Source organism: Nocardia sp. NPDC101769, assembly GCF_044766925.1.
In the GTDB taxonomy this organism is placed as follows: domain Bacteria; phylum Actinomycetota; class Actinomycetes; order Mycobacteriales; family Mycobacteriaceae; genus Nocardia.
In genome coordinates, this window is record NZ_JBIWMX010000065.1 from 1 (window position 1) to 19135 (window position 19135).

At 64.8% G+C, this 19135-nt stretch carries 21 protein-coding genes; 12 read left to right on the forward strand and 9 right to left on the reverse strand.

The window, feature by feature from the left end; all coding sequences use genetic code 11:
- Positions 1-219: 219 nt before the first annotated feature.
- From eutC to ACIRRA_RS43630, 6 genes are all read right to left on the reverse strand, one after another.
- On the reverse strand, positions 220-1011 hold the full coding sequence (gene eutC / locus ACIRRA_RS43605; RefSeq protein WP_402781230.1) for an ethanolamine ammonia-lyase subunit EutC: 792 nt from the start codon (positions 1009-1011) through the stop codon (positions 220-222).
- Entirely contained in the window at positions 1008-2420 is a 1413-nt protein-coding gene (locus tag ACIRRA_RS43610) for an ethanolamine ammonia-lyase subunit EutB (RefSeq protein ID WP_402781233.1), read from the reverse strand. The genes eutC and ACIRRA_RS43610 overlap by 4 nt, the downstream gene beginning before the upstream one ends.
- Positions 2417-3847: an ethanolamine permease gene (gene eat / locus ACIRRA_RS43615; RefSeq protein WP_402781236.1), complete on the reverse strand. Its 1431-nt coding sequence runs from the start codon at positions 3845-3847 to the stop codon at positions 2417-2419. Before eat ends, ACIRRA_RS43610 begins: the two co-directional genes overlap by 4 nt.
- 25 nt (positions 3848-3872) lie before the next feature.
- The gene (locus ACIRRA_RS43620; protein WP_402781239.1) at positions 3873-4376 is read right to left on the reverse strand and encodes a DUF779 domain-containing protein; all 504 of its coding nucleotides are present in this window, start codon (positions 4374-4376) and stop codon (positions 3873-3875) included.
- 53 nt (positions 4377-4429) lie between these two features.
- Positions 4430-5953 carry an aldehyde dehydrogenase gene (gene adh, locus ACIRRA_RS43625; RefSeq protein WP_402781242.1) on the reverse strand — a complete coding sequence of 508 codons (1524 nt, stop codon included), beginning with the start codon at positions 5951-5953 and terminating at the stop codon, positions 4430-4432.
- A gap of 92 nt (positions 5954-6045) precedes the next feature.
- The gene (locus tag ACIRRA_RS43630; protein WP_402781290.1) at positions 6046-7284 is read right to left on the reverse strand and encodes a transcriptional regulator; all 1239 of its coding nucleotides are present in this window, start codon (positions 7282-7284) and stop codon (positions 6046-6048) included.
- A 588-nt stretch (positions 7285-7872) separates the two neighbouring features.
- On the opposite strand from ACIRRA_RS43630, the gene ACIRRA_RS43635 reads away from it, so the two are divergent.
- On the forward strand, positions 7873-8382 hold the full coding sequence (locus ACIRRA_RS43635) for a cytochrome P450 (protein ID WP_402781245.1): 510 nt from the start codon (positions 7873-7875) through the stop codon (positions 8380-8382).
- Here ACIRRA_RS43635 and ACIRRA_RS43640 read toward each other — a convergent pair.
- Both ACIRRA_RS43640 and ACIRRA_RS43645 read right to left on the reverse strand, forming a co-directional pair.
- Positions 8357-8602 (reverse strand): hypothetical protein, encoded by a 246-nt coding sequence (locus ACIRRA_RS43640; protein ID WP_402781248.1) that lies wholly within the window; start codon positions 8600-8602, stop codon positions 8357-8359. The two genes, ACIRRA_RS43635 and ACIRRA_RS43640, sit on opposite strands and share 26 nt — an antisense overlap.
- A 40-nt stretch (positions 8603-8642) precedes the next feature.
- Positions 8643-9050, reverse strand: coding sequence for a hypothetical protein (locus ACIRRA_RS43645; RefSeq protein WP_402781251.1), 408 nt, complete (start codon positions 9048-9050; stop codon positions 8643-8645).
- A 545-nt stretch (positions 9051-9595) separates the two neighbouring features.
- Here ACIRRA_RS43645 and ACIRRA_RS43650 point away from each other — a divergent pair.
- Positions 9596-10174, forward strand: coding sequence for a transposase (locus ACIRRA_RS43650; RefSeq protein ID WP_402781254.1), 579 nt, complete (start codon positions 9596-9598; stop codon positions 10172-10174).
- A gap of 9 nt (positions 10175-10183) precedes the next feature.
- On the opposite strand, the gene ACIRRA_RS43655 is transcribed toward ACIRRA_RS43650, so the two are convergent.
- Complete coding sequence (locus ACIRRA_RS43655) at positions 10184-10837, reverse strand: GntR family transcriptional regulator (RefSeq protein ID WP_402781257.1); 654 nt, start codon at positions 10835-10837, stop codon at positions 10184-10186.
- Positions 10838-10956: 119 nt separating this feature from the next.
- Between ACIRRA_RS43655 and ACIRRA_RS43660 the strand changes: the two genes are divergently transcribed.
- The 10 genes from ACIRRA_RS43660 (at position 10957) to ACIRRA_RS43705 (ending at position 19038) form a co-directional block, all read left to right on the forward strand.
- Positions 10957-11397 carry a nuclear transport factor 2 family protein gene (locus ACIRRA_RS43660; RefSeq protein ID WP_402781260.1) on the forward strand — a complete coding sequence of 147 codons (441 nt, stop codon included), beginning with the start codon at positions 10957-10959 and terminating at the stop codon, positions 11395-11397.
- Positions 11398-11408: 11 nt separating this feature from the next.
- A complete protein-coding gene (locus ACIRRA_RS43665; protein ID WP_402781263.1) occupies positions 11409-12167 on the forward strand; it encodes an alpha/beta fold hydrolase in 759 nt (252 codons plus the stop codon).
- Positions 12168-12249: 82 nt separating this feature from the next.
- The gene (locus ACIRRA_RS43670; protein ID WP_402781266.1) at positions 12250-13047 is read left to right on the forward strand and encodes a carbon-nitrogen family hydrolase; all 798 of its coding nucleotides are present in this window, start codon (positions 12250-12252) and stop codon (positions 13045-13047) included.
- Between the two features lie 3 nt (positions 13048-13050).
- Positions 13051-13728 (forward strand): DUF2848 family protein, encoded by a 678-nt coding sequence (locus tag ACIRRA_RS43675; RefSeq protein WP_402781269.1) that lies wholly within the window; start codon positions 13051-13053, stop codon positions 13726-13728.
- Positions 13728-15206: a 4-hydroxyphenylacetate 3-hydroxylase family protein gene (locus ACIRRA_RS43680; RefSeq protein ID WP_402781272.1), complete on the forward strand. Its 1479-nt coding sequence runs from the start codon at positions 13728-13730 to the stop codon at positions 15204-15206. Before ACIRRA_RS43675 ends, ACIRRA_RS43680 begins: the two co-directional genes overlap by 1 nt.
- Entirely contained in the window at positions 15203-15565 is a 363-nt protein-coding gene (locus ACIRRA_RS43685; RefSeq protein WP_402781275.1) for a cupin domain-containing protein, read from the forward strand. Before ACIRRA_RS43680 ends, ACIRRA_RS43685 begins: the two co-directional genes overlap by 4 nt.
- 2 nt (positions 15566-15567) lie before the next feature.
- Entirely contained in the window at positions 15568-16080 is a 513-nt protein-coding gene (locus ACIRRA_RS43690) for a flavin reductase family protein (protein WP_402781278.1), read from the forward strand.
- A 671-nt stretch (positions 16081-16751) separates the two neighbouring features.
- Positions 16752-16952 carry a hypothetical protein gene (locus ACIRRA_RS43695; RefSeq protein ID WP_402781281.1) on the forward strand — a complete coding sequence of 67 codons (201 nt, stop codon included), beginning with the start codon at positions 16752-16754 and terminating at the stop codon, positions 16950-16952.
- Between the two features lie 37 nt (positions 16953-16989).
- The gene (locus ACIRRA_RS43700; RefSeq protein ID WP_402781284.1) at positions 16990-17178 is read left to right on the forward strand and encodes a hypothetical protein; all 189 of its coding nucleotides are present in this window, start codon (positions 16990-16992) and stop codon (positions 17176-17178) included.
- 699 nt (positions 17179-17877) lie between these two features.
- A complete protein-coding gene (locus ACIRRA_RS43705) occupies positions 17878-19038 on the forward strand; it encodes an IS110 family transposase (protein ID WP_402781287.1) in 1161 nt (386 codons plus the stop codon).
- Positions 19039-19135 lie beyond the last annotated feature (97 nt).

A 19135-nucleotide genomic window follows, 5' to 3' on the forward strand; every position in this document is an offset into this window, starting at 1 on the left:
TCCGCTTGGGCTCGAGCATAAAGAGAGGCGTCGCCGTTGGCGGCGGCCGCGAACTCAGCGCTGGGCGGATAGGCATCCAGGTGGTCGGCGGTGGTTTCGGTCATCTCGTCTCTTCTTCTCTCGCATGCAGGCCGCACAGAGGTGACGGCGGCCACGTTCGACCCTGCATGATGATCATGTCGGCCGCCGCCCTGTCCGGGGTCGGCCGCGACCCGTCTTCTATTCGGCTGTATCCAAAATCGCCAGCGCCGCAGTGGAATCCAATTCTTGGGCGCGGGAGGTGTCCTTGAGGTCTACGCCGGATCTGCCGAGCTTCCGTGCGCCGGAGATCAAGCTGGACACCACCTTTGCCGCCTGGTGGTAGCCGAGGCCCTCGGGCGGATGAATATTGGAGATACAGTTGCGGTCGGCGTCGGTTCGGCCGGGCCGTGGTAGGTGGGTGAGGTAGATGCCGAGGCTGTCGGCCACCGAGAGGCCAGGGCGTTCACCGATGAGGACGATCAGGGTGCGCACTCCCATGGCGGTGGCGATGTGATCGCCGAGGGCGACCCGGGCTTGGGTGGCGATGACCGGTGGCGCGATCGAATAGGTGTCGGCGAGTTCTTCGGCGATGGCGGCGAGAAGCGGTGCGCCGTGGTTCATGAGGGCACGCGGTGACAGTCCGTCGCCGAGGACGAAGCCGAGGTCGGCACTGGTGTGGGGGATCGCGGTCAGGTCGTCGGGGAGTCGGCCGAGGTCGGGGCGGCGCAGGTATTCGGGTCGAGAGGTGGCCCGGCTGCGGATGGTCACGGGTGTGCCGAGGCCGACCGCTTCGACCCGAGCTGCCAAGGCGGACACGTCGAGTGGCAGGTGTACCGCATCGCGGGCCGCAGCGTGTGCCGAGCGGAATTCGAGCACATTCGCCGTCGGCAGTGCGTCACCGACGCGGCCCAGACCGATCCTGGACTGGGTGCTCGGGCGCAGCATGTCCCAGAAGTCTTGCGGCGTTAGATCTCCGCGTTCGATGCTCATAGCGCTCCGGTCAATTCACGCAATGGGGAGGAGGCGATTTCCACAGGCAGTATTCGTCCGCCCGCATCGGCCATGCCAAGTCCTTGCAGCCACGTCTCGAATTCCGGTGCGACGCGCAGGCCGAGTACCCGCCGCGCGTACAGGGCGTCGTGGAAGCTGAGGCTCTGGTAGCCGAGCATTACATCATCGGCGCCTGGCACCGCGATGACGAACGCCGCTCCGGCCGCGCCGAGGAGAGTGACCAGGGTGTCCATATCGTCTTGGTCGGCTTCGGCGTGGTTGGTGTAGCACACGTCGACGCCCATCGGCAGGCCGAGCAATTTGCCGCAGAAGTGGTCTTCGAGGCCGGCGCGGATGATCTGTTTGCCGTCGTAGAGATACTCGGGGCCGATGAAGCCGACGACCGTATTCACCAAGAGCGGCTGCAGATCTCGCGCCACGGCGTACGCGCGGGCCTCCAGGGTCTGCTGGTCGACGGGTTTGCCACCGGTGCCCAGGTGCGCGTTCGCCGACAGCGCCGATCCCTGTCCGGTTTCCAGGTACATCACATTGTTGCCGACGGTGCCGCGCTGCAGCGATCGCCCGGCTTCGTTGCCTTCGCGCAGCAGCGCAATATTCACTCCGAAGCCGGTATTCGCACCTTCGGTGCCCGCGACGGATTGGAAGACCAGATCCACCGGAACACCTTTCTCGATCAGCTCGATCGTCGTGGTCACATGCGAGAGCACGCACGACTGGGTGGGAATGGCAAAGCGCTGACGGATCTCGTCGAGTAGATGGAGCAGATCCGCGGTGGCATGCGGGGAGTCGGTCGCCGGATTGATGCCGATCACCGCGTCACCGCAGCCGAGCAGCAGTCCATCGAGGGTCGCGGCGGCGATACCCCGCGGGTCGTCGGTCGGATGGTTGGGTTGCAGACGGGTGCTCAGTCGCCCGGGCAGCCCGATCGTCGTGCGGAAGCCCGCCGTCACCTCGGTGGCACGGGCGACCGCAATGAGGTCCTGATTGCGCATGATCTTGCTGACCGCGGCCACCATTTCCGGTGTCAGCCCTTGGGATACCGCCCGCAGCCTGGCGGCGGCATCGTCGCGGGTCGATGTCTCCATCAGCCAGTCCCGCAGGCCACCGACGGTCAGATGCGAGAGCGCTTGGAAGGCAACGCGATCGTGCGAGTCGATGATCAGTCGGGTGACCTCGTCGTCCTCATAGGGCACCAGGAGTTCTCGGAGGAACCAGTCGAGCGGCACTTCGGCGAGCGCCCACTGCGCGGCCGCGCGTTCGGCGTCCGATGCCGCCGCACAGCCGGCCAGTTCATCGCCGCCACGCCGTGGCGTCGCCTTGGCCATCAATTCGACGAGACCGTCGAAGGTGTAGTTGGTGCCGCCGATTTGCTGGTGGTAGACCGTCATTCGAGCTCCTCCTCCGCCTTGGCCAGGGCGGCGAATTCCTCGTCCGGTGAGTTGGCGACCAGGTGATGGCGGCTGTAGAGGCCGAAGTAGGCCATGAACCCGGCGAAGGCGAGCAAGGTCCAGGTCGCGGCCGTGCGGTCGACGAGGAAGGTGGCGATGACGGCCGTGCAGGCGATCACGAGGGCGAAGGCCGTGGTGAGAATCCCGCCTGGAGTGCGATAGGGCCGGGGCATGTTCGGCTCCCGGACGCGCAGCACGATATGGCTGGTCATCATGAGCACGTAGCTCAGCGCCGCCCCGAAGACGGCCATGTTCAGCAGCATCGCGCCCTCACCGGTCAGCGAGAGTGCGAATCCGATGATGCCGGGCACGATCAGCGCAAGCATGGGCGCTTTGCGCGCGTTGGTGACCGACAGGCTCGTCGGCAGATATCCGGCCCGCGATAGCGCGAAGGTCTGCCGCGAGTAGGCGTAGACGATCGAGAAGAAGCTCGCGACCAACCCGGCCAGACCGATGTAGTTGACGAGCTTGCCGGCACCCGAACCCCCGAGCGCCTCGACCAGCGGATTGCCCGAGGTCGAAATCGCCTGGGCGCCGAGCGCTCCGGTCGCAAGGAACAGCACCGTCGCGCCGGTGGTCATCAGCACCAGCATGCTGATGATGATGCCCTTGGGCACATTCTTCTCCGGTTCCCGTGCTTCCTCGGCGGCCAACGGCACACCCTCCACCGCCAGGAAGAACCAGATCGCGAACGGCACCGCGGCCCAGATCCCGAAGTATCCGAACGGCAGGAACGACGAACTGCCCACCGCCGCAGGATCTGCCGGAATGTCGGTCAGGTTCCCAGCGTCGAACAATCCCCACGCCGACACCACGAAGACGGCCAACCCGACCAACGCAATCACGGTGATGACGAACATCGCTTTGAGCGCCTCACCGGCGCCGGTGAGATGAATGCCGATGAACAGCGCATACACGGCCAGATAGACCCACCAGCCGTCCGTGATCCCGAACAGATGCAGCGATTCGACATACGCACCGATAAAGGTCGCGATGGCCGCGGGCGCGATGGCGTACTCGATGAGGACGGCCGCGCCAGTGGCGAATCCGCCCCAGGGCCCGAGCGCGCGCCGGGCGAAGGTGTAGCCACCACCTGCCGCGGGCAACGCCGAGGACATCTCGGCCATGCCGAGCACCATGGCCAGATACATGCCCGCGATCACCACGGTGGCGATGAGCAAGCCTCCGAAACCGCCCTGCGCCAAGCCATTGTTCCAGCCGGCGTAGTCGCCGGAGATCACATAGCTGACGCCGAGACCGGCGAGAAGCAACCAGCCCGCAGACCCCGATTTCAGGGTTCGCTTCGCAAGGTAAGCACTGTCCTGGTTATGGTCGTCGTGGGTGGGCCGATCAGTGGGGATCGCCATCGCGACCTCCTTCTTGCTGGATGAATCACACAGAGTTCTTGGGTGTTCCGCGAACGGGAACAGGACAGGCATCGGCCGCTCGGCCGACGACCTGGGGTTGGGTCGGTGGTGTCGGACGCGCGCCGCGCTCCCAGTCCGCGCCGGTCACGGTTTCGGTCCCGGCCAGCGCGAGTAGTTCGGTCTGCTCGAAAACCCTTCCGCGACTGAGGAATCGAAGTCCTTCCGGCGATTCCAGGCTGAATCCGGAACCACGTCCTGGTACGACGTCGAGGACGAGCTGGGTGTGCTGCCAAGCGGCGAACTGCGGGCCCGAGATCCATACCGGCGCAATATCATCCGGTGTGGGAGGCGTGTCGGGCACTTCGTCGACCTGCAACCGCAGATCGAGCAGTCCGAGTAGGACATCGTGGCCGCCGACCACGAATTCGCCTGCGGGATAGCACATCGGGGCCGAACCATCACAGCATCCGCCGGATTGGTGCAGCATCAGCGGTCCGTGCAGACCGCGGAGGCGACGGAGCAGATCCATCGCCGCCGCGGTAGCAAGAACCCGCCGGGGGATTACCGCAGCGGCATCGACCATCAGAAGAAGCCTTGCGCCTTCGGCGCGTAGCTGACCAGGAGGTTCTTCGTCTGCTGGTAGTGGTCGAGCATCATGTGGTGGTTCTCGCGGCCGATCCCGGACTGCTTGTAGCCGCCGAACGCCGCATGCGCGGGGTACTGGTGGTAGGTATTGGTCCACACCCGCCCGGCCTGGATGTCGCGGCCTGCCCGGTAGGCCACCGCGCCGTCGCGTGACCATACGCCGGCGCCGAGCCCGTACAGGGTGTCATTGGCGATCTTGATGGCATCGTCGTAGTCGGCGAACGAGGTCACCGAGACGACGGGGCCGAAGATCTCTTCCTGGAAGATCCGCATCGCGTTGTGTCCAGCGAACACCGTGGGCTGCACGTAGTAGCCGCCGGACAGGTCGCCGCCGAGGTCGGCGCGCTCACCGCCGGTGAGCAGCGTTGCGCCCTCGCCCTTGCCGATCTCGATGTAGGAGAGGATCTTTTCGAGCTGATCGTTGCTGGCCTGCGCGCCGATCATGGTCTCCGTATCGAGCGGATTGCCCTGTCGCACGGCCTTGGTGCGCACCACGGCAGACGCCAGGAATTCATCGTAGATATCAGCCTGGATGAGCGCGCGCGATGGACAGGTGCAGACCTCGCCCTGATTGAGCGCGAACATGGTGAAACCTTCCAGGGCCTTGTCCTGGTAGTCGTCGTTCGCGGCGAGCACATCGGAGAAGAAGATGTTCGGGCTCTTGCCGCCGAGCTCCAGCGTGACCGGAATCAGATTCTGGGAGGCGTACTGCATGATCAGGCGGCCGGTGGTGGTCTCGCCGGTGAACGCGATCTTCTTGATTCGCGGACTCGACGCCAGCGGTTTGCCTGCCTCGACACCGAAGCCGTTGACGATATTGACAACGCCGGGCGGCAGCAGATCGCCGATGAGACTGATCAGGAACAGGATCGAGGCCGGCGTCTGTTCGGCCGGCTTGAGGACGACGGCATTGCCTGCGGCGAGGGCAGGGGCGAGCTTCCAGGTGGCCATCAGAATCGGGAAGTTCCACGGAATGATCTGGCCGACCACGCCGAGCGGCTCATGGAAGTGGTAGGCGACCGTGTCGACATCGATCTCCGACAGCGAGCCCTCCTGGGCGCGGATCGCGCCGGCGAAGTAGCGGAAGTGGTCGATCGCGAGCGGGATGTCGGCGGCCAGGGTCTCGCGGATCGGCTTGCCGTTGTCCCAGGTCTCTGCGAGGGCGATCGCGTCGAGGTGCTGCTCCATCCGGTCGGCGATCTTGTTGAGGATGATGGCGCGCTCGGCAACCGAGGTCTTGCCCCAGGCCGGTGCGGCGGCGTGAGCGGCATCGAGAGCGAGCTCGATGTCCTCGGCGGTGCCACGGGCGACCTCGCAGAACGGCTGACCCGTGACCGGGGTCGGATTCTCGAAGTACTGCCCCTTGACAGGTGCTAGCCACTCGCCGCCGATCCAATTGTCGTAACGAGCCTGGAACGACATGACGGCATCGGGTGTTCCTGGGCGGGCAAAGACGGTCATCGAATGCTCCTCGATCTTGTGACATTTCCTGCAGCAGGTGTGACCCGGAACACTAGGAGCAGTCACGTTGCACGGCAGTTGCAAGAAACTGGTCAGATGCCCAGTCTGCGGTCCAGCAGCACCAGCTTGGACTTGACCTGGGCATACATCGAGGATTGGGGGTCGAGGGAGGCGAGGTACGCGGTCCACGCCGCAACGTCGTCGCGCCCGTCGACCGAACTGGTCCACTGGCCGAGAAGTCGGCGATCGCCCGCCGTCAGCAGAGCCGCACGCAGACAACCACGCAACTCGGTGCGCAGCTCGGTAATGCCGGGCGCCAGCGAGCGGGGCAGAATCGGGCCCGGGTAGGCGCGCAATGCCGCCGCCGCGTCGCCGCGCCCCAGTGCGCGTCGAACCTCGTCGACATCGGTGTCGAGCTCCATCAGCAGTCGGTATGGTCGCGAGCCGAGGCCGTTGGCGCCCAACAGCTTTCGCACCCGGGACAGCTCCGCCCGCACTGTTACCGGATCCAACTCCGATTCGTCGAGCAGCATGGCGAGATGGTCGGCGCTCAAACCCTCCGGATGGTCGGCCAGCAGCAACAGGATCTCGGCATGCCGCTGCGACAGGCGGATGCGCTCGCCGTTGCGAGTCAGAGACGGCCGATCCGAGCCGAGCACCCGCAGTCGCGTCGTCGTGTCGAGCGGTTTGGGTGAATTGAGCAGGTGTAGCCGTAGCTCGGATTCCGCGGCCAACACCGTCGCCCTGATCAGTGACAACACCTCCAGCCCGGCGACGCGCGGGCCACCGGTGATGTCGATGGCGCCGATGGTCTGGCCGGTCAGCGGATCATGCACAGGCGCGGCCGAACAGCTCCACTCGTGCACGATGCGGCTGAAATGTTCGGCCCCGAAGAACTGCACGTGGTGATCGAGGGCGAGCGCGGTACCAGGGGCATTGGTACCGACCCTGTCTTCGCTCCAGTCGGCGCCCTCCACGAAATTCATCGCAAGGGCTCGGTCCTTGACCTTCGAATCGCCCTCGACCCAGAGCAATCGCCCCTCGGCGTCACTGATCGCTACGAGCAGCCCGGCCTCGGCGGCGTCTTCGACCAGCAGCTTTCGCACAACCGGTCGGATAAGCGCCGTCGGATGCGCGGACCGATACCGCTGCAGTTCCAGACCGTCGAGATCCACCCCGTCTCCGGAGTCGTCGGGGTTGACACCGTTGCTGCGGCTGCGTCGCCAGGAATCGAGAACCACCGGGCGCACCGAGTAGCACTCGGGGCGCAGGGTCGGCAGTTGGTCCACACCTTCGAGGAAGGAGCGGTGGGCGGACGACACTCGCTGCATCAACTGCGTGAGATCGTCATCCGGCCTGACAGCGACCCAGGGGTTGCCGCGCGCTGCTCTGTTCAATCCGTTTCCTCCGCGTTTGCCCGCAGGCATTGTAATACTGGTCACATCGCTTGTTTCACGGTGGTGTAGCTGTAGACAGCCACTCCATGCATGCCCGCTTGGTCGACGTGCGGATGGAAGAACCAGATGCCCGCGTCGGGGCGGTGAACTCGTAGCAAACGTGCCGCCGGGCGCCACCGCGGTCAGTGTTTCAGTCTAAACCGGCTGCAACCGAACGAATGTCAGCGAGGAGATGATCCGCCTCAAATGCTGGCCACCCACAACAGGTGGGTCTATTGATTCGTCGAAAGCGCTACTGGCTCAGTTACTTTGAATGCTGACGCTGGCTGGATCGATGGCGTGGGCGCCGCACCTACGCCGTTCGTCCCCGAGGCGCCAGTCGGAACGTCGGAATTGGACAGAACGATGAGAAGGATCGTGAGACAGGAACGTGAGAAGAGCTGCTGAATCTGGAGAAGGAAAGGAGGCGAATGTCATGTATTGCGAGAACCTACAAGGAAGTTCAGGGCATCTTCCGAGGGCATGTCCTTCACTCCGGGTTGGATCCCCAGCCGCCGGAATCTCCGAAGCCCGCCGCGCTGGTCGAGAACTCAAGGCGCGCTGCGCGTCCTGATCCGCAGCCGCCGCGAAAACCCGCTGGGCAAGCCCGACTTCATCCAGACCCTCGCAACGCGCACCTACGACGACGATACGGCCGTGGAGGAGGAGGTCATCGAGTGCCTGCTTCTCGTCCTTGCCTGGGCCGCGCACGAGACTACCTCGGCCATGATCGCGTGGATGCTGACCGACCTGCTGCAGCATCCGCATCTTCTCGCCCGTGCCCGCGCCGAAGCCGAGCAGGCGCTGGCCTCGGACTCGCTTGATCGCACCTCGGTGGAAGCGATGCCGTTCCTGCGGGCCTGTCTCGACGAGACCGAGAACTGGCGTGCCATCTCACCGGTGTTGGTGCGCCGCGCCACTGCCGACCTCACCGTCGGCGACTATGAGATCCCGGGCGGCGCCATGGTCATGAAGCCGCGTCGGTCTCGGTGATTGCGACGAGGTTCCGGCACGACTCGGCGATCTTGCGGGTGCTCTCGAGTTCGTATCGATGCGGCATGAACGCGGCCGGGTGCTCGCCATAGTCGCGGTATCGGGTGTGGACCGCGCCGTTGGCTCGTTCGAGCAGTGCCCGCAGGTGCGGGTGCAGTGCAAAACCGAGGTCGGTCTCCAGCTGTGAGATCTCCTGTGGAGTGGCCGGGGGTTGCAACACGGCTCGGGCTGCAGCGGGCGGCGATAACCTGCCTCGCGCCTCAGTGATGTACCGCGCGCAGCAACTCTCTGCACGCATCGATGCAACGCTCGGTAGCCTGCACGCACAGACGGCAGTGTTCGTGCTCGCCTGCATGGAGCCCGCACAGCTGACGACTGCGTTCGCACGCCAGCAGACACGCTTCGAGCTGCGCGCTGAGCACGCTGGTGTCCGCACCGGCATGCCGGCTGAGGACTCTGCGGGTGGCGGCCACGACATCCGCGCAATCCAGATCGGCCGCTACCGCCGAGATCAACGCGGCCACATTTGATTCCGACAACATGCCCGCCGCGCATGCCGTGACGGCTTCCTCACATTCCAACAGGGTGTCGACACCGGCCGCGATCTGTTCGCTACCGAAGCCGCTCTTGATGTTCAAGCTCTCGAAAAGTTCCTGAGTACGAGACATGCTGGCCTCCTACCTGAAGAGCTGATTAGTACGGTCCTCATTCTCCGCCGCGGCTGGCGCCCCCTGCCACACACGCGTCGACATACCGTCGAATATCTGCATCGGGTCCGCGCAACGCTGCCATTATGGTGATGGCTTCCGCGCCACCACGGTCCGCGACGCGGATGGCGGCGGCGAGCGTTGACCTTGAAATGCCTACCATGGCGCATCTGCGGTGGCGCAGACCCCTCGGCATTGCCCGTGGGGCGTTCGTGGCATGACGATGTGCCAGTGGTGAACTGGCCGGAGCCGAGTCGGCTCGAATCGTGGTGGCACGCCGTCATGCACGTGATGTTCGATGCGGTCACCGGCCCCTGCGCAACCTCGGAGATCGAGATGGCGCGAGAACTCATCGCCCGGCTACAACCGGGCATGCTGGTCCTGGCCGATCGCGGCTTCTACGGATTCACGCTGTGGAAACAGGCCGTGCGGACCGGCGCGGACCTGCTATGGCGGGTGAAAACCAATCTGCGGCCCCGGCATGTGGAAACCCTCGCCGACGGGTCGTGGTGGTGCGGATCACCCCGACCTCGGGCCCGAACCGGCGCAAGACCGCACCATCGACGGTGCGCGTCATCGACTACACGCTCGACGACGGACGCGACAACCCCGAGCAGTATCGCCTGCTCACCACGATCCTCGACCCGGGGAAGGCCGATGCGCGCGACCTCGCCCTGGCCTACGCGCAGCGCTGGGAAATCGAACACACCTTCCGGCTGATGAAGTCGCAGATGGGCTGGGCCGCCGCGCGGGTCCGTCACCCCGAACAGGCCGAGCGCTGGACCTGGCTGCTGGTCGCTGCCTACACCCAATTACGGCCCGCCCGAACACTTTCCGCCGATCTCCGGCGACCCAGGGAACGGCGAACACGCCCAGGGAAACCACCGACACCATATCGGGCCCGGCGCGCATTTCGTCATCTGCGCAGGCAGCTGGGCACACCGGCTCGCCTGCCGAAAACGACCCACCCCGGACCCGGACGCCCTCCGGGCAGCACCGGAACCCCTGCACCACGCCACCGCATCGGTTCAGAAATTCGCAAAACAGACCCGGCGGGAACCGGGGGCAGGAAGAAGAAGGGTTAAATCGCAAGCTTAGAGTGCCACGGCGGCGGTGTTCGCGAGGTGTTTGCGTGCTGCGTCGGCGGCGGCCTCGGGGTCGGCCTGTTCGATGGCGTCGATGATGGCGCGGTGTTCGGCGACGACTGCTTCGAGGCGGTGGGGGAGTTTGAGTGCCTCGAAACCGATGAGCCACATTGCCCCGCGCAGGCTGACCATGGTTGCGTGGGTTCGCTCGAGGCCGAGGATTTCGGATTGAAGCAGGTGGAACTGCTCGTCCAGCGCCAGGAATTCCGACTCTTGGCCGCTGCCGAGGCATTCCTGCTCGTCAACGATCGCACGTAACTGTGAGATGTCCCCGGTCGTGGCATTGAGCGCCAGCCGGCTTGCCACGAAGCCTTCGAGCAGCGAACGTAGATCGAAGATCTCCTGCCGCTCGGCCGTCGACAGCTCGCGTAGACGGAACCCGCGTTGGGATTCGACGACGATGATTCCCTCGCGGTTGAGCGTGAGAAGGGCTTCGCGGACAGGTGTTCGGGACATCCCGAGAGACTCGGCCAGTTCGTTCTCCGAGTACTGCTCACCGTGGGTGAGCGAGCCATCTCTGATCGCCTGCTGAATCTGCAGATAAGCGCGCCGGCCCAGCGTTGGGGGCCGTTCAACTGCTGTGATGCCGCTCAGCTTCGCCATGCCCCCTAGCTTACCAGAGTTGTATGCGAGATTCGGTGCGCTACGTACTTGTATACCGAATACCAGTGCCGTAGTGTGTGCTGTGTCATAGCCCATCCGGTTGGCAAAGGAGCACACGGATGTCTCTGTCCGCTTCAGACAAATTGGCGATCATCGAGCTGTCGAACCTGCAGATGCGGTCCCTCGACAACCACGATGTCGATTCCTGGCTCGGGGCATGGGTTCCCGACGGAAAGTTCGTGGCGACCTACGGCACATTCGCCGGACACGACGCCATCAGGGAGTTCATCAACGGCCACATCGCGGCCGGCAAGGAGGACGGGGCGCGTCATCTGATGACGAACTACATCGTCGACGGCGACGGCGATACGGCGACGGCGACGTGCACGGTCACCAAGCTTCAGGTTGTGGAGCCGCCCTTCATCATCGCGACGGGCATCTACTCCGATGCGCTGGTGCGCACCGCGGACGGCTGGAAGTTCCAGTCGCGCCAGTTGGACATCGATCCCGGCGTGTTCGCGCGGGCCGAGGCAGCGGTCGCCGCGGCCTCGCAGCAGTGAGGGCGGGCCCGATGACCGAACTTGCCGCAGAAAGATGGGGAGCTACCGGCCCTCGTGTGGTCATGGTGCACGGCAGCTTGAGCTCGGCCGCAGCAGCCTTCGGTGAGCAGCGGATACTGGCCGACCGCTACCAGATCACCGCGCCGTACCGTCGGGGCTACAGCCCGAGTCCGAGCACACCGCGTATCGATCCGGATCGGGATGCGGCCGAGATCGCCGAACTGCTGGGCGATGGCGCCCATCTCGTCGGAACGTCGATGGGTGGCGTCATCGCAATGCGTGCCGCGGCGCTGGCCCCCGAGAAGGTCTGGTCACTCACGGTGATCGAGCCGCCCGCGCTGCCCAACGGCACCGGCCGGCCTGCCGCGGACCGGCTCGCGGCGGCGCTGCGCGACTACTGGGCAGCGACCGACCCCGCAGATCTCGAGTCCTTCGCGACCGGATTCCTCGAGGTCCTCAGCATCGACATGTCGCTACCGTCACCTCTGCCGGCCCCACTCGCCGAGGCCATCCGTAATTTGACGACCGAAAAGCCCTGGGAGACAGGCGTTCCACTGGAGGCGCTGGCGCGGACAGCGTTCCCCAAGCTGGTGGTCACCGGTGGTGGCACTCCGGGATTCGAAGATGTCGCCGATGCTCTGGCGGAGGGGTTGTCGGCGAAACGTGTTCTGTTCGAGGGCAGTCCGCACGCAGTGCAGCGTATCGGGCAGAAGTTCAACGACGAGCTCGTCGCTCACCTGCAGAACGCGGAAACTTCTCTGTCGGCCTGACCGACGCGACCACGGCACGCGAGCGATTCGTGTGCCGTCGGATTCGTCATCAAGAAAGGACTGAATCGCCTTGCGCGTAGCAATGTTTCAGGTCGCTAGCCCGGACTCCGAGCCCGTGGCGACTCGGCTACGTCGGGTCGGTGACGCGATCGATCGCGAATCAGAGCTCGGGACAGCCGATCTGCTGGTTATGCCCGAGCTGTGGGGTGTCGGCTATTTCGCCTTCGACGAGTACACCGCACGATCCGAGCCACTGACCGGCCCGACGGTCACTGCGGCCCGCAGCTGGGCCACCTCGCATCGCCTGTTCGTTCACCTGGGCAGCATCGTCGAAATCGACGAGCAGGGCCGCTTGTACAACACCTCCGTGGTGGTCAGCCCGGACGGTTCGGTCCGCTACACCTATCGCAAGGTGCACGTCTTCGGGTATGGCTCGCGGGAACAAGAGCTCCTCACACCGGGCAGCTCGATCACCGTCGGCTCGATCGCAGGTGTGCCATCGGGGTTCACCACGTGTTATGACCTGCGCTTTCCGGAACTGTTCCGCAGTTTGACCGACGCCGGCGCCGAGCTGCTGGCCGTGTGTGCGGCCTGGCCGGCCGCCCGCCTCGCGCACTGGCGACTGTTCACGAGCGTGCGTGCGGTCGAGCAGCAGTCGTGGCTGCTGGCCTGCAATGCAGTTGGCGAACAAAGCGGGGTGAGCCTCGCCGGCCACAGCCGGATCGTCGACCCCTGGGGTGAGGTGCTCGTCGAGGCAGGTTCGGACGAGGGATTCACCGTCGCCGAGATCGATCCGGCTCTGCCGCAACGTGTGCGAGCCGAGTTTCCCGCCCTGGCCGACCGACGCTGGCCCCCCGACCTATCGACCAGAGTGGAGTAACACATGACCACCGGCATCACTGAGCTACGACTTCGGACCAGTTCCGGGGACGGAGTGGCCTTCACGCCGACCAATGTCATCGTCGCCGGATATACCGGACGTGACACCGCCGCAGTCGCACATCACGTCGATGAGCTCGCCGCGATCGGCGTGCCGAGACCTCTCAGCATTCCCGCGTTCTACGAAATCGGCGCCGACCGCGTGACTACCGACACCACTATCGAGGTCGACGGGCCATCGACGTCCGGTGAAGTGGAACCGGTCCTGATATACGCCGACCATCGCTACTACCTGACAGTCGGCTCCGACCACACCGACCGGGTACTCGAAACCCAGAGCATCCCCCTTTCCAAAGCCGCCTGCCCCAAGCCGATCGCCACCACGATCATCGACCTCGGAACCGACCCACGGGTCGTGCAATGGGACGAGATCACGGTGTCCAGCTGGGCAAACGGCGATCTCTACCAGCGCGGAACCCTCGCCTCGATGCTCCCGGTAGGCGAGCTGCTGTCCACATGGGGCAAACAGGACGGCGACGAGTCCGCGCTCATTCTGTTCGGCGGGACCATGCCGCTGGTCGACGGCACCTTCCGATACGACCAGCGCTGGCGGATGAGGCTCGAAGTGCCAGGTCACGCCCCGATCGAATTCAGATACAACGTCACTGTCAGGAGCAACTGATGCGCATCAGTACCGACTATCTGGCCTCGCTGGACGACGGCCGCCGCGTGATCGTCAACGGCACTCCCGTAGAGCACGTCGCCAGCGATCCGGCATTCGCGCCGATCGCCCGCACGATCGGGGACCTGTTCGACCTCGCCGCCGACCCGCGCAATGGAATGCAGGTCACCGACCCGACTCTCGGTCGCCCGGTCAACAGGCTGTTCCTGCCGCCGCGCAGCGCGCAGGATCTCGCGGCCTACCGCATGGCCGCCCAGGTCTGGGCCGATCACACCCATGGTTGGGTGGGCCGCTCGCCCGACCACGTCGGCGCTTTCGTCGCGGCCTTCTCCGCCCACCCCGAAGCGTTCTCGCAGGAACGCGGCCTGCGCGACAACATCGTCGCCTTCCATCGCCGCGTCGTCGAGAACGATCTCTACGTCTCCTATGCGATCATTCCCCCGCAGGTCTCCCGCGCGAGCACCGCGCACGCCTGGGAGGGCGAGTTCATCCAGGTCGGTGTGAAACATGAACGCGAAGACGGCATTGTTGTTCGCGGCGCCCAAATGCTGGCCACCGGCGGCGCAGTAGCCGACGAAATCCTGGTCTCCTGCATCAAACCGCTGCAAGCCGAGGATTCGGACTTCGCGATCAGCTTCACCGTCCCGGTGAATGCCGACGGACTGACGTTGTACTGCCGCCGCCCGTACGCCCCCAGCGTGACCAGCGAGTTCGACTATCCGCTCAGCTCGCGCTACGACGAGACCGACGCCCTGCTGGTGTTCGACGACGTCTTCATCCCCTGGGAAAACGTCTTCGTGTACAAGGATGTCCCGGGTCTTCGCAAACAGTTCTTCGATACCGCCGCACATGTGCTCGGCAACTGGCAGGCCCAGATCCGCTTCGCGACCAAACTGCGGTTCCTCGCAGGGATCGCCCGCAAGATCGCCGCGGTCAACGGTGTCGACAAGTTCCCCGGCGTCGTCGAGAAGCTCGGTGAGCTCGCCAGCCTGGTCTCGGTAGTGGAATCCGGGGTCCTCGCCGCCGAGTACACCGCGACGCCGGACGAGCAGGGATTGTGGCGCCCCGGCGCGGCCGCCCTGTACGGCGCGATGGGACTGCAATCCGAGATCCACCCGCGCACAATCGAAATCCTGCGCGACCTGGCCGGAGGCGGGGTGCTGCAGGTGCCCTCGAGCGTTCACGAGCTCGCCGGCGCGCAGACCCGCGAGGACATGGACCGCTACGTGAGCAGCCCTGGCCTGTCCGCCGTCGAGCGGGTGAAGCTGTTCAAACTCGCCTGGGACGCCATCGGCAGTGAATTCGCCGGACGCCATCAGCAATATGAGCTCTTCTACGCCGGAGCGCCGTTCGTCGTGAAGGGCTACGCGTTCCGAAATTTCGACTACGACACCCCGACCCGCATCGTCGAACAGTTCCTGGCTTCCTACGATCTGTCCGAGATGTCGTCGGCCGAGCTGGGCCAGGTGACCGCATGAGCAAGCCGGAATTCGAGTTCTTCCCCGTCAGCGACGTGGAGTTCACCGTCTGTCCCGGCGGTAACCCACTGATCACCGAACGCATCCTCAGCAAAGATCCAACAACCGGCGTTGCCACTCGGATCCTGCGATACGCACCGGGCGCCGATTCCACGCCGATGGGTGTGCAACGGCACGACTTCTGGGAAGAGGTCTACATCCTCGAAGGCTCCTTCGTGGACCTGACCCTGGGCGAGAAGTTCACCGCCGGCCAGTACGCCTGCCGCCCGCCCGGAATGCCGCACGGGCCGTGGCGCTCCGACGAGGGGGTGTTGACCTTCGAAGTCCGCTACCCGGCAGGCAAGGGGCAGGAGAAATGACGATGGCACCCCCAATGGTCGATTCGTCGGTCATGCGCAGAACGATGGGCCGATTCGCCACTGGCGTCGCCGTGATCACCACAGAGTTCAACGGTGTCCCGCACGGCATGACCGTCAACTCGCTCACCTCCGTTTCCCTCGACCCGCCCTTGCTGCTCGTCTGCTTCAACCACGGCGCTCGCAGCGCCGGGGCGGTGAGTGCGGCCGGAAGGTTCGCCGTCAATATCCTGTCGAGTCGTCAGCAGGCCATCGCTCTGCGTTTCGCCCAGCGCGGAGAGGACCACTTCGCTGGTCTCGGGCTCGAATACGACGGCCACCGAGTCCCCGTGGTGCCACGCGCCCTTGCCCACCTGGACTGCGACGTCGACCGGATCATCGAGGCCGGCGACCACACCGTGGTCTTCGGAGCGGTCCGAGATGTCTGCTCGCGTGAGGGCGAAGCCCTGGGGTTCTACCGCGGCAACTTCAGCAGCGTCGTGCCGCACGGCAGCGATCCAGAGCACTGGTTCTTCTGACCCCACCGACGAGACAACCGTACGAAGCACGAAGCCAAACTGCTCGCACGGTATGGATTCGATCCCGGTTCAGCTACCGAGCACGGTGATCGAAGAGATGCGAGCCAGCGCCCACCCTTCACGGATGGCTCGCGGTCGTCGAGGGACGCCTGCAACGGCCCTGGACGACCATCTCGGATAGTCGACGTCCCGGCAACGAAGTGTGCCCCTTCCTGCCGGGACCTCGACCCATTAACACAGTCGACCCACTGGCACAACAGCATGTTCGGAGGCGTGGCGCCCCGCGACAGAGTTTCTCCGTCTTCGGAACTCCACAGCGGCGGGGTGTTGCGTGGTTACTCGTAATGTAAATCGTTGTGCGGCAGGGTGTTTGATGGGCTGCGCTGCACGCAGGATGGAGGGGACATGGGCGAGGTTCGGTGTCGACGGGCTCGAGTACCGAAGCGGATCAGCCTCTGCGAAGAAGTAGGCCGCCGGATCGATCGCTGCTGGTAGATACTCCGCTGAGCCCGTCCGGAATCCGGGTGGGCTCAGGCGTTTCGGTGGCCAGCCGCCGTGTGTGGCCGTTCCGATCGGCGCGGTATGCGGCAATGCAGGACGTTGCTCTCCGCCATCGAAACCCCATCGAAACCCCGTTGCGAGCCTGGTCGAGCATCGACACAATGCTCACCGTGAACGACGAGATCCTGGCAGACGAACTCGTCCTCGCAGGGAAGATCGTCCCCGCACTCGGAGCGATCGGAGCTGAACTGGGTTGCGGCCTCCACGAGGCTATCGACGAGTTTCAGAGACGCTACGACCGTCTGCGCACCGAACGACTGAACGAATTCACGCTGCCGCACGGTGATTACGGACGCAACGTCCATACATAAGGGCACTGGTCGTGCCAGTCCGCCATGGATGAATACGATGGCGATCATCTGGAGCGAAGCCGCGGACCTGGAATTGCTGATGGAGCGGCTGGGTGTCGATTGCCACCGCCGAGGGACCGCAGTGTTGCCAGTCGTGGGACCAGCGACGGCAGCGCAGAAGTGGAACGGGTTGTCGCACTGTCGATCGGTCGACGCCGCGTTACTGAACGACCGGTATGCGGCATGAGCGGACATCGGTGAGTCACAGCCAAACGCACGCCTCGACCCCAGCATTTTGCCTTCGCACACAAGGACTCACCGGCCCTCAGAAGTGGCCTGATTCCGAGGCGGGCGACGAGTAAGGTTCGGTCCGGTCTTGAGGTTCACTGGCGGGTACCAGACCCCTCGCCATACCGGGACTCCGAGAGCGAGAGGGTTCACCGGAAGTTTCTGGTTCAGTGAGACATCCACCGTGATGCGGCGCACCGGAGGTAACTCCGCTCCATCGGTGAGCAGATCCGCCACCATCGCCAAACAGTCCTGCTCGTCCAAGCCGGTCACACCGGCGTACGGGCTGGTCCACCAGAGAGCTGATCTGTGGTCCCGATCGAATTCGATCCAGAACCGTCGCACCATGGGCATACACGCCCCCTCCGTGATCACCTACGCCGAGCGCTTGCACGGTATCAACGTCCATTCAGCGCCCACCACTCGATGATCGGCTACTTAAGACTGGTGGTAGGACGTGATCCCGGCCAGGATCGGTCCCAGGTACCCGGTGGGAAGCTCTCAAATCGGCTGCCCGCCAGCAGTATCGGTGTGGCTCGCTAATGGCTTGCGTCCCACCGGGTTACCGTGCGGGTGTGGCTGGAAAGGGGTCTGCTCCGGCTCGAAGTAGCGGTGCCTTCTCGCACGGATACCTGTCCGTCGATCTGGAAGGATACCGATGCCGGTCATCATCGGAATGGACCCGCACAAACGCTCGGCCACCATCGAAATCATCGATTCGAACGCGACGATCCTCGCTACCGGCCGTTACGGCACCGATACCGCCGGATACGACGAAATGCTGACCGCCGCACAACGATTCCCGCAGCGCGTGTGGGCGATCGAGGGATGCAACGGTGTCGGCCGGCATGTGGCGCATCGGCTGGTCACCGACGGGGAAACCGTCATCGACGTGCCCGCGAAACTGTCGGCGCAGGTGCGGGTGTTCGCCACCGGCAACGGCCGCAAAACCGACCCGGTCGATGCGCATTCCGTGGCGCTGGCAGCGTTGCGGTCACCGAATCTGCGTCGTCTACAAGCCGATCCGGAGCTGGTCGCGTTGGGTCTGCTGATCGATCGTCGAGACGAGCTCGGTCGTGCCCGCACCGAGCTGCTGAACCGGATCCACCGGCTGCTGTTGGAGTTGATACCCGGTGGCGCCAAGAGGTTCCTGTCGGCGAAGCAGGCCCGCGTCCTGGCCGAGGCTGTCGAACCCGGCGATGCCGCGGCCACAGTCCGGCTACGGCTGGTGACAGAGTTGATCGACGATCTCGAGGCCGTCGACCGGAAAACCAAAGCCGCGGACAAAGAACTCAAACAACTGGTGATCGCGCGCGGGTCGACCCTGATGGACCTGCACGGCATCGGCCCCTCCGGCGCGGCACGGCTTCTCGCCGATACCGACAACATCGGTCGCTTCGCCTCCCGTGACCGGTTCGCGTCCTGGAACGGCACCGCGCCCCTGGACGCCTCGTCCGGCCAGCAGCAGCGACACCGGCTCTCCCGCGCCGGCAACCGGAAAATCAACCATGTCCTGCACATCATGGCCGTGGTCCAACTACGTAACCCGACGGCAGGCCGGGTCTACTACGACAACAAGAAAGCCGCTGGGAAGACCTCCATGGAAGCGATGCGCGCGTTGAAACGGCGCCTGTCCAACGTCGTCTACCAGCAGATGCTCACCGACCAGCGACGACGAGACGCGGCGAGCCCGGGAGGGCACTCGGGGGCGACTACTGACTCCAGCGCGACCGGCTCTACCCCGAACACCGATCCTTCGGACAAGCCACAACCCGGACTCACCACCACCCACCCTAACCAATTACAAACCGCCTCTTGACATAAAGACCTCCGATGCGATTAGTGGTCAAGCCGCTGAGCGTGTCGGAGGTGTGTCGTGGGTGGGCCCGAACGCTTTGGAAGGGTCGAACTTCTGG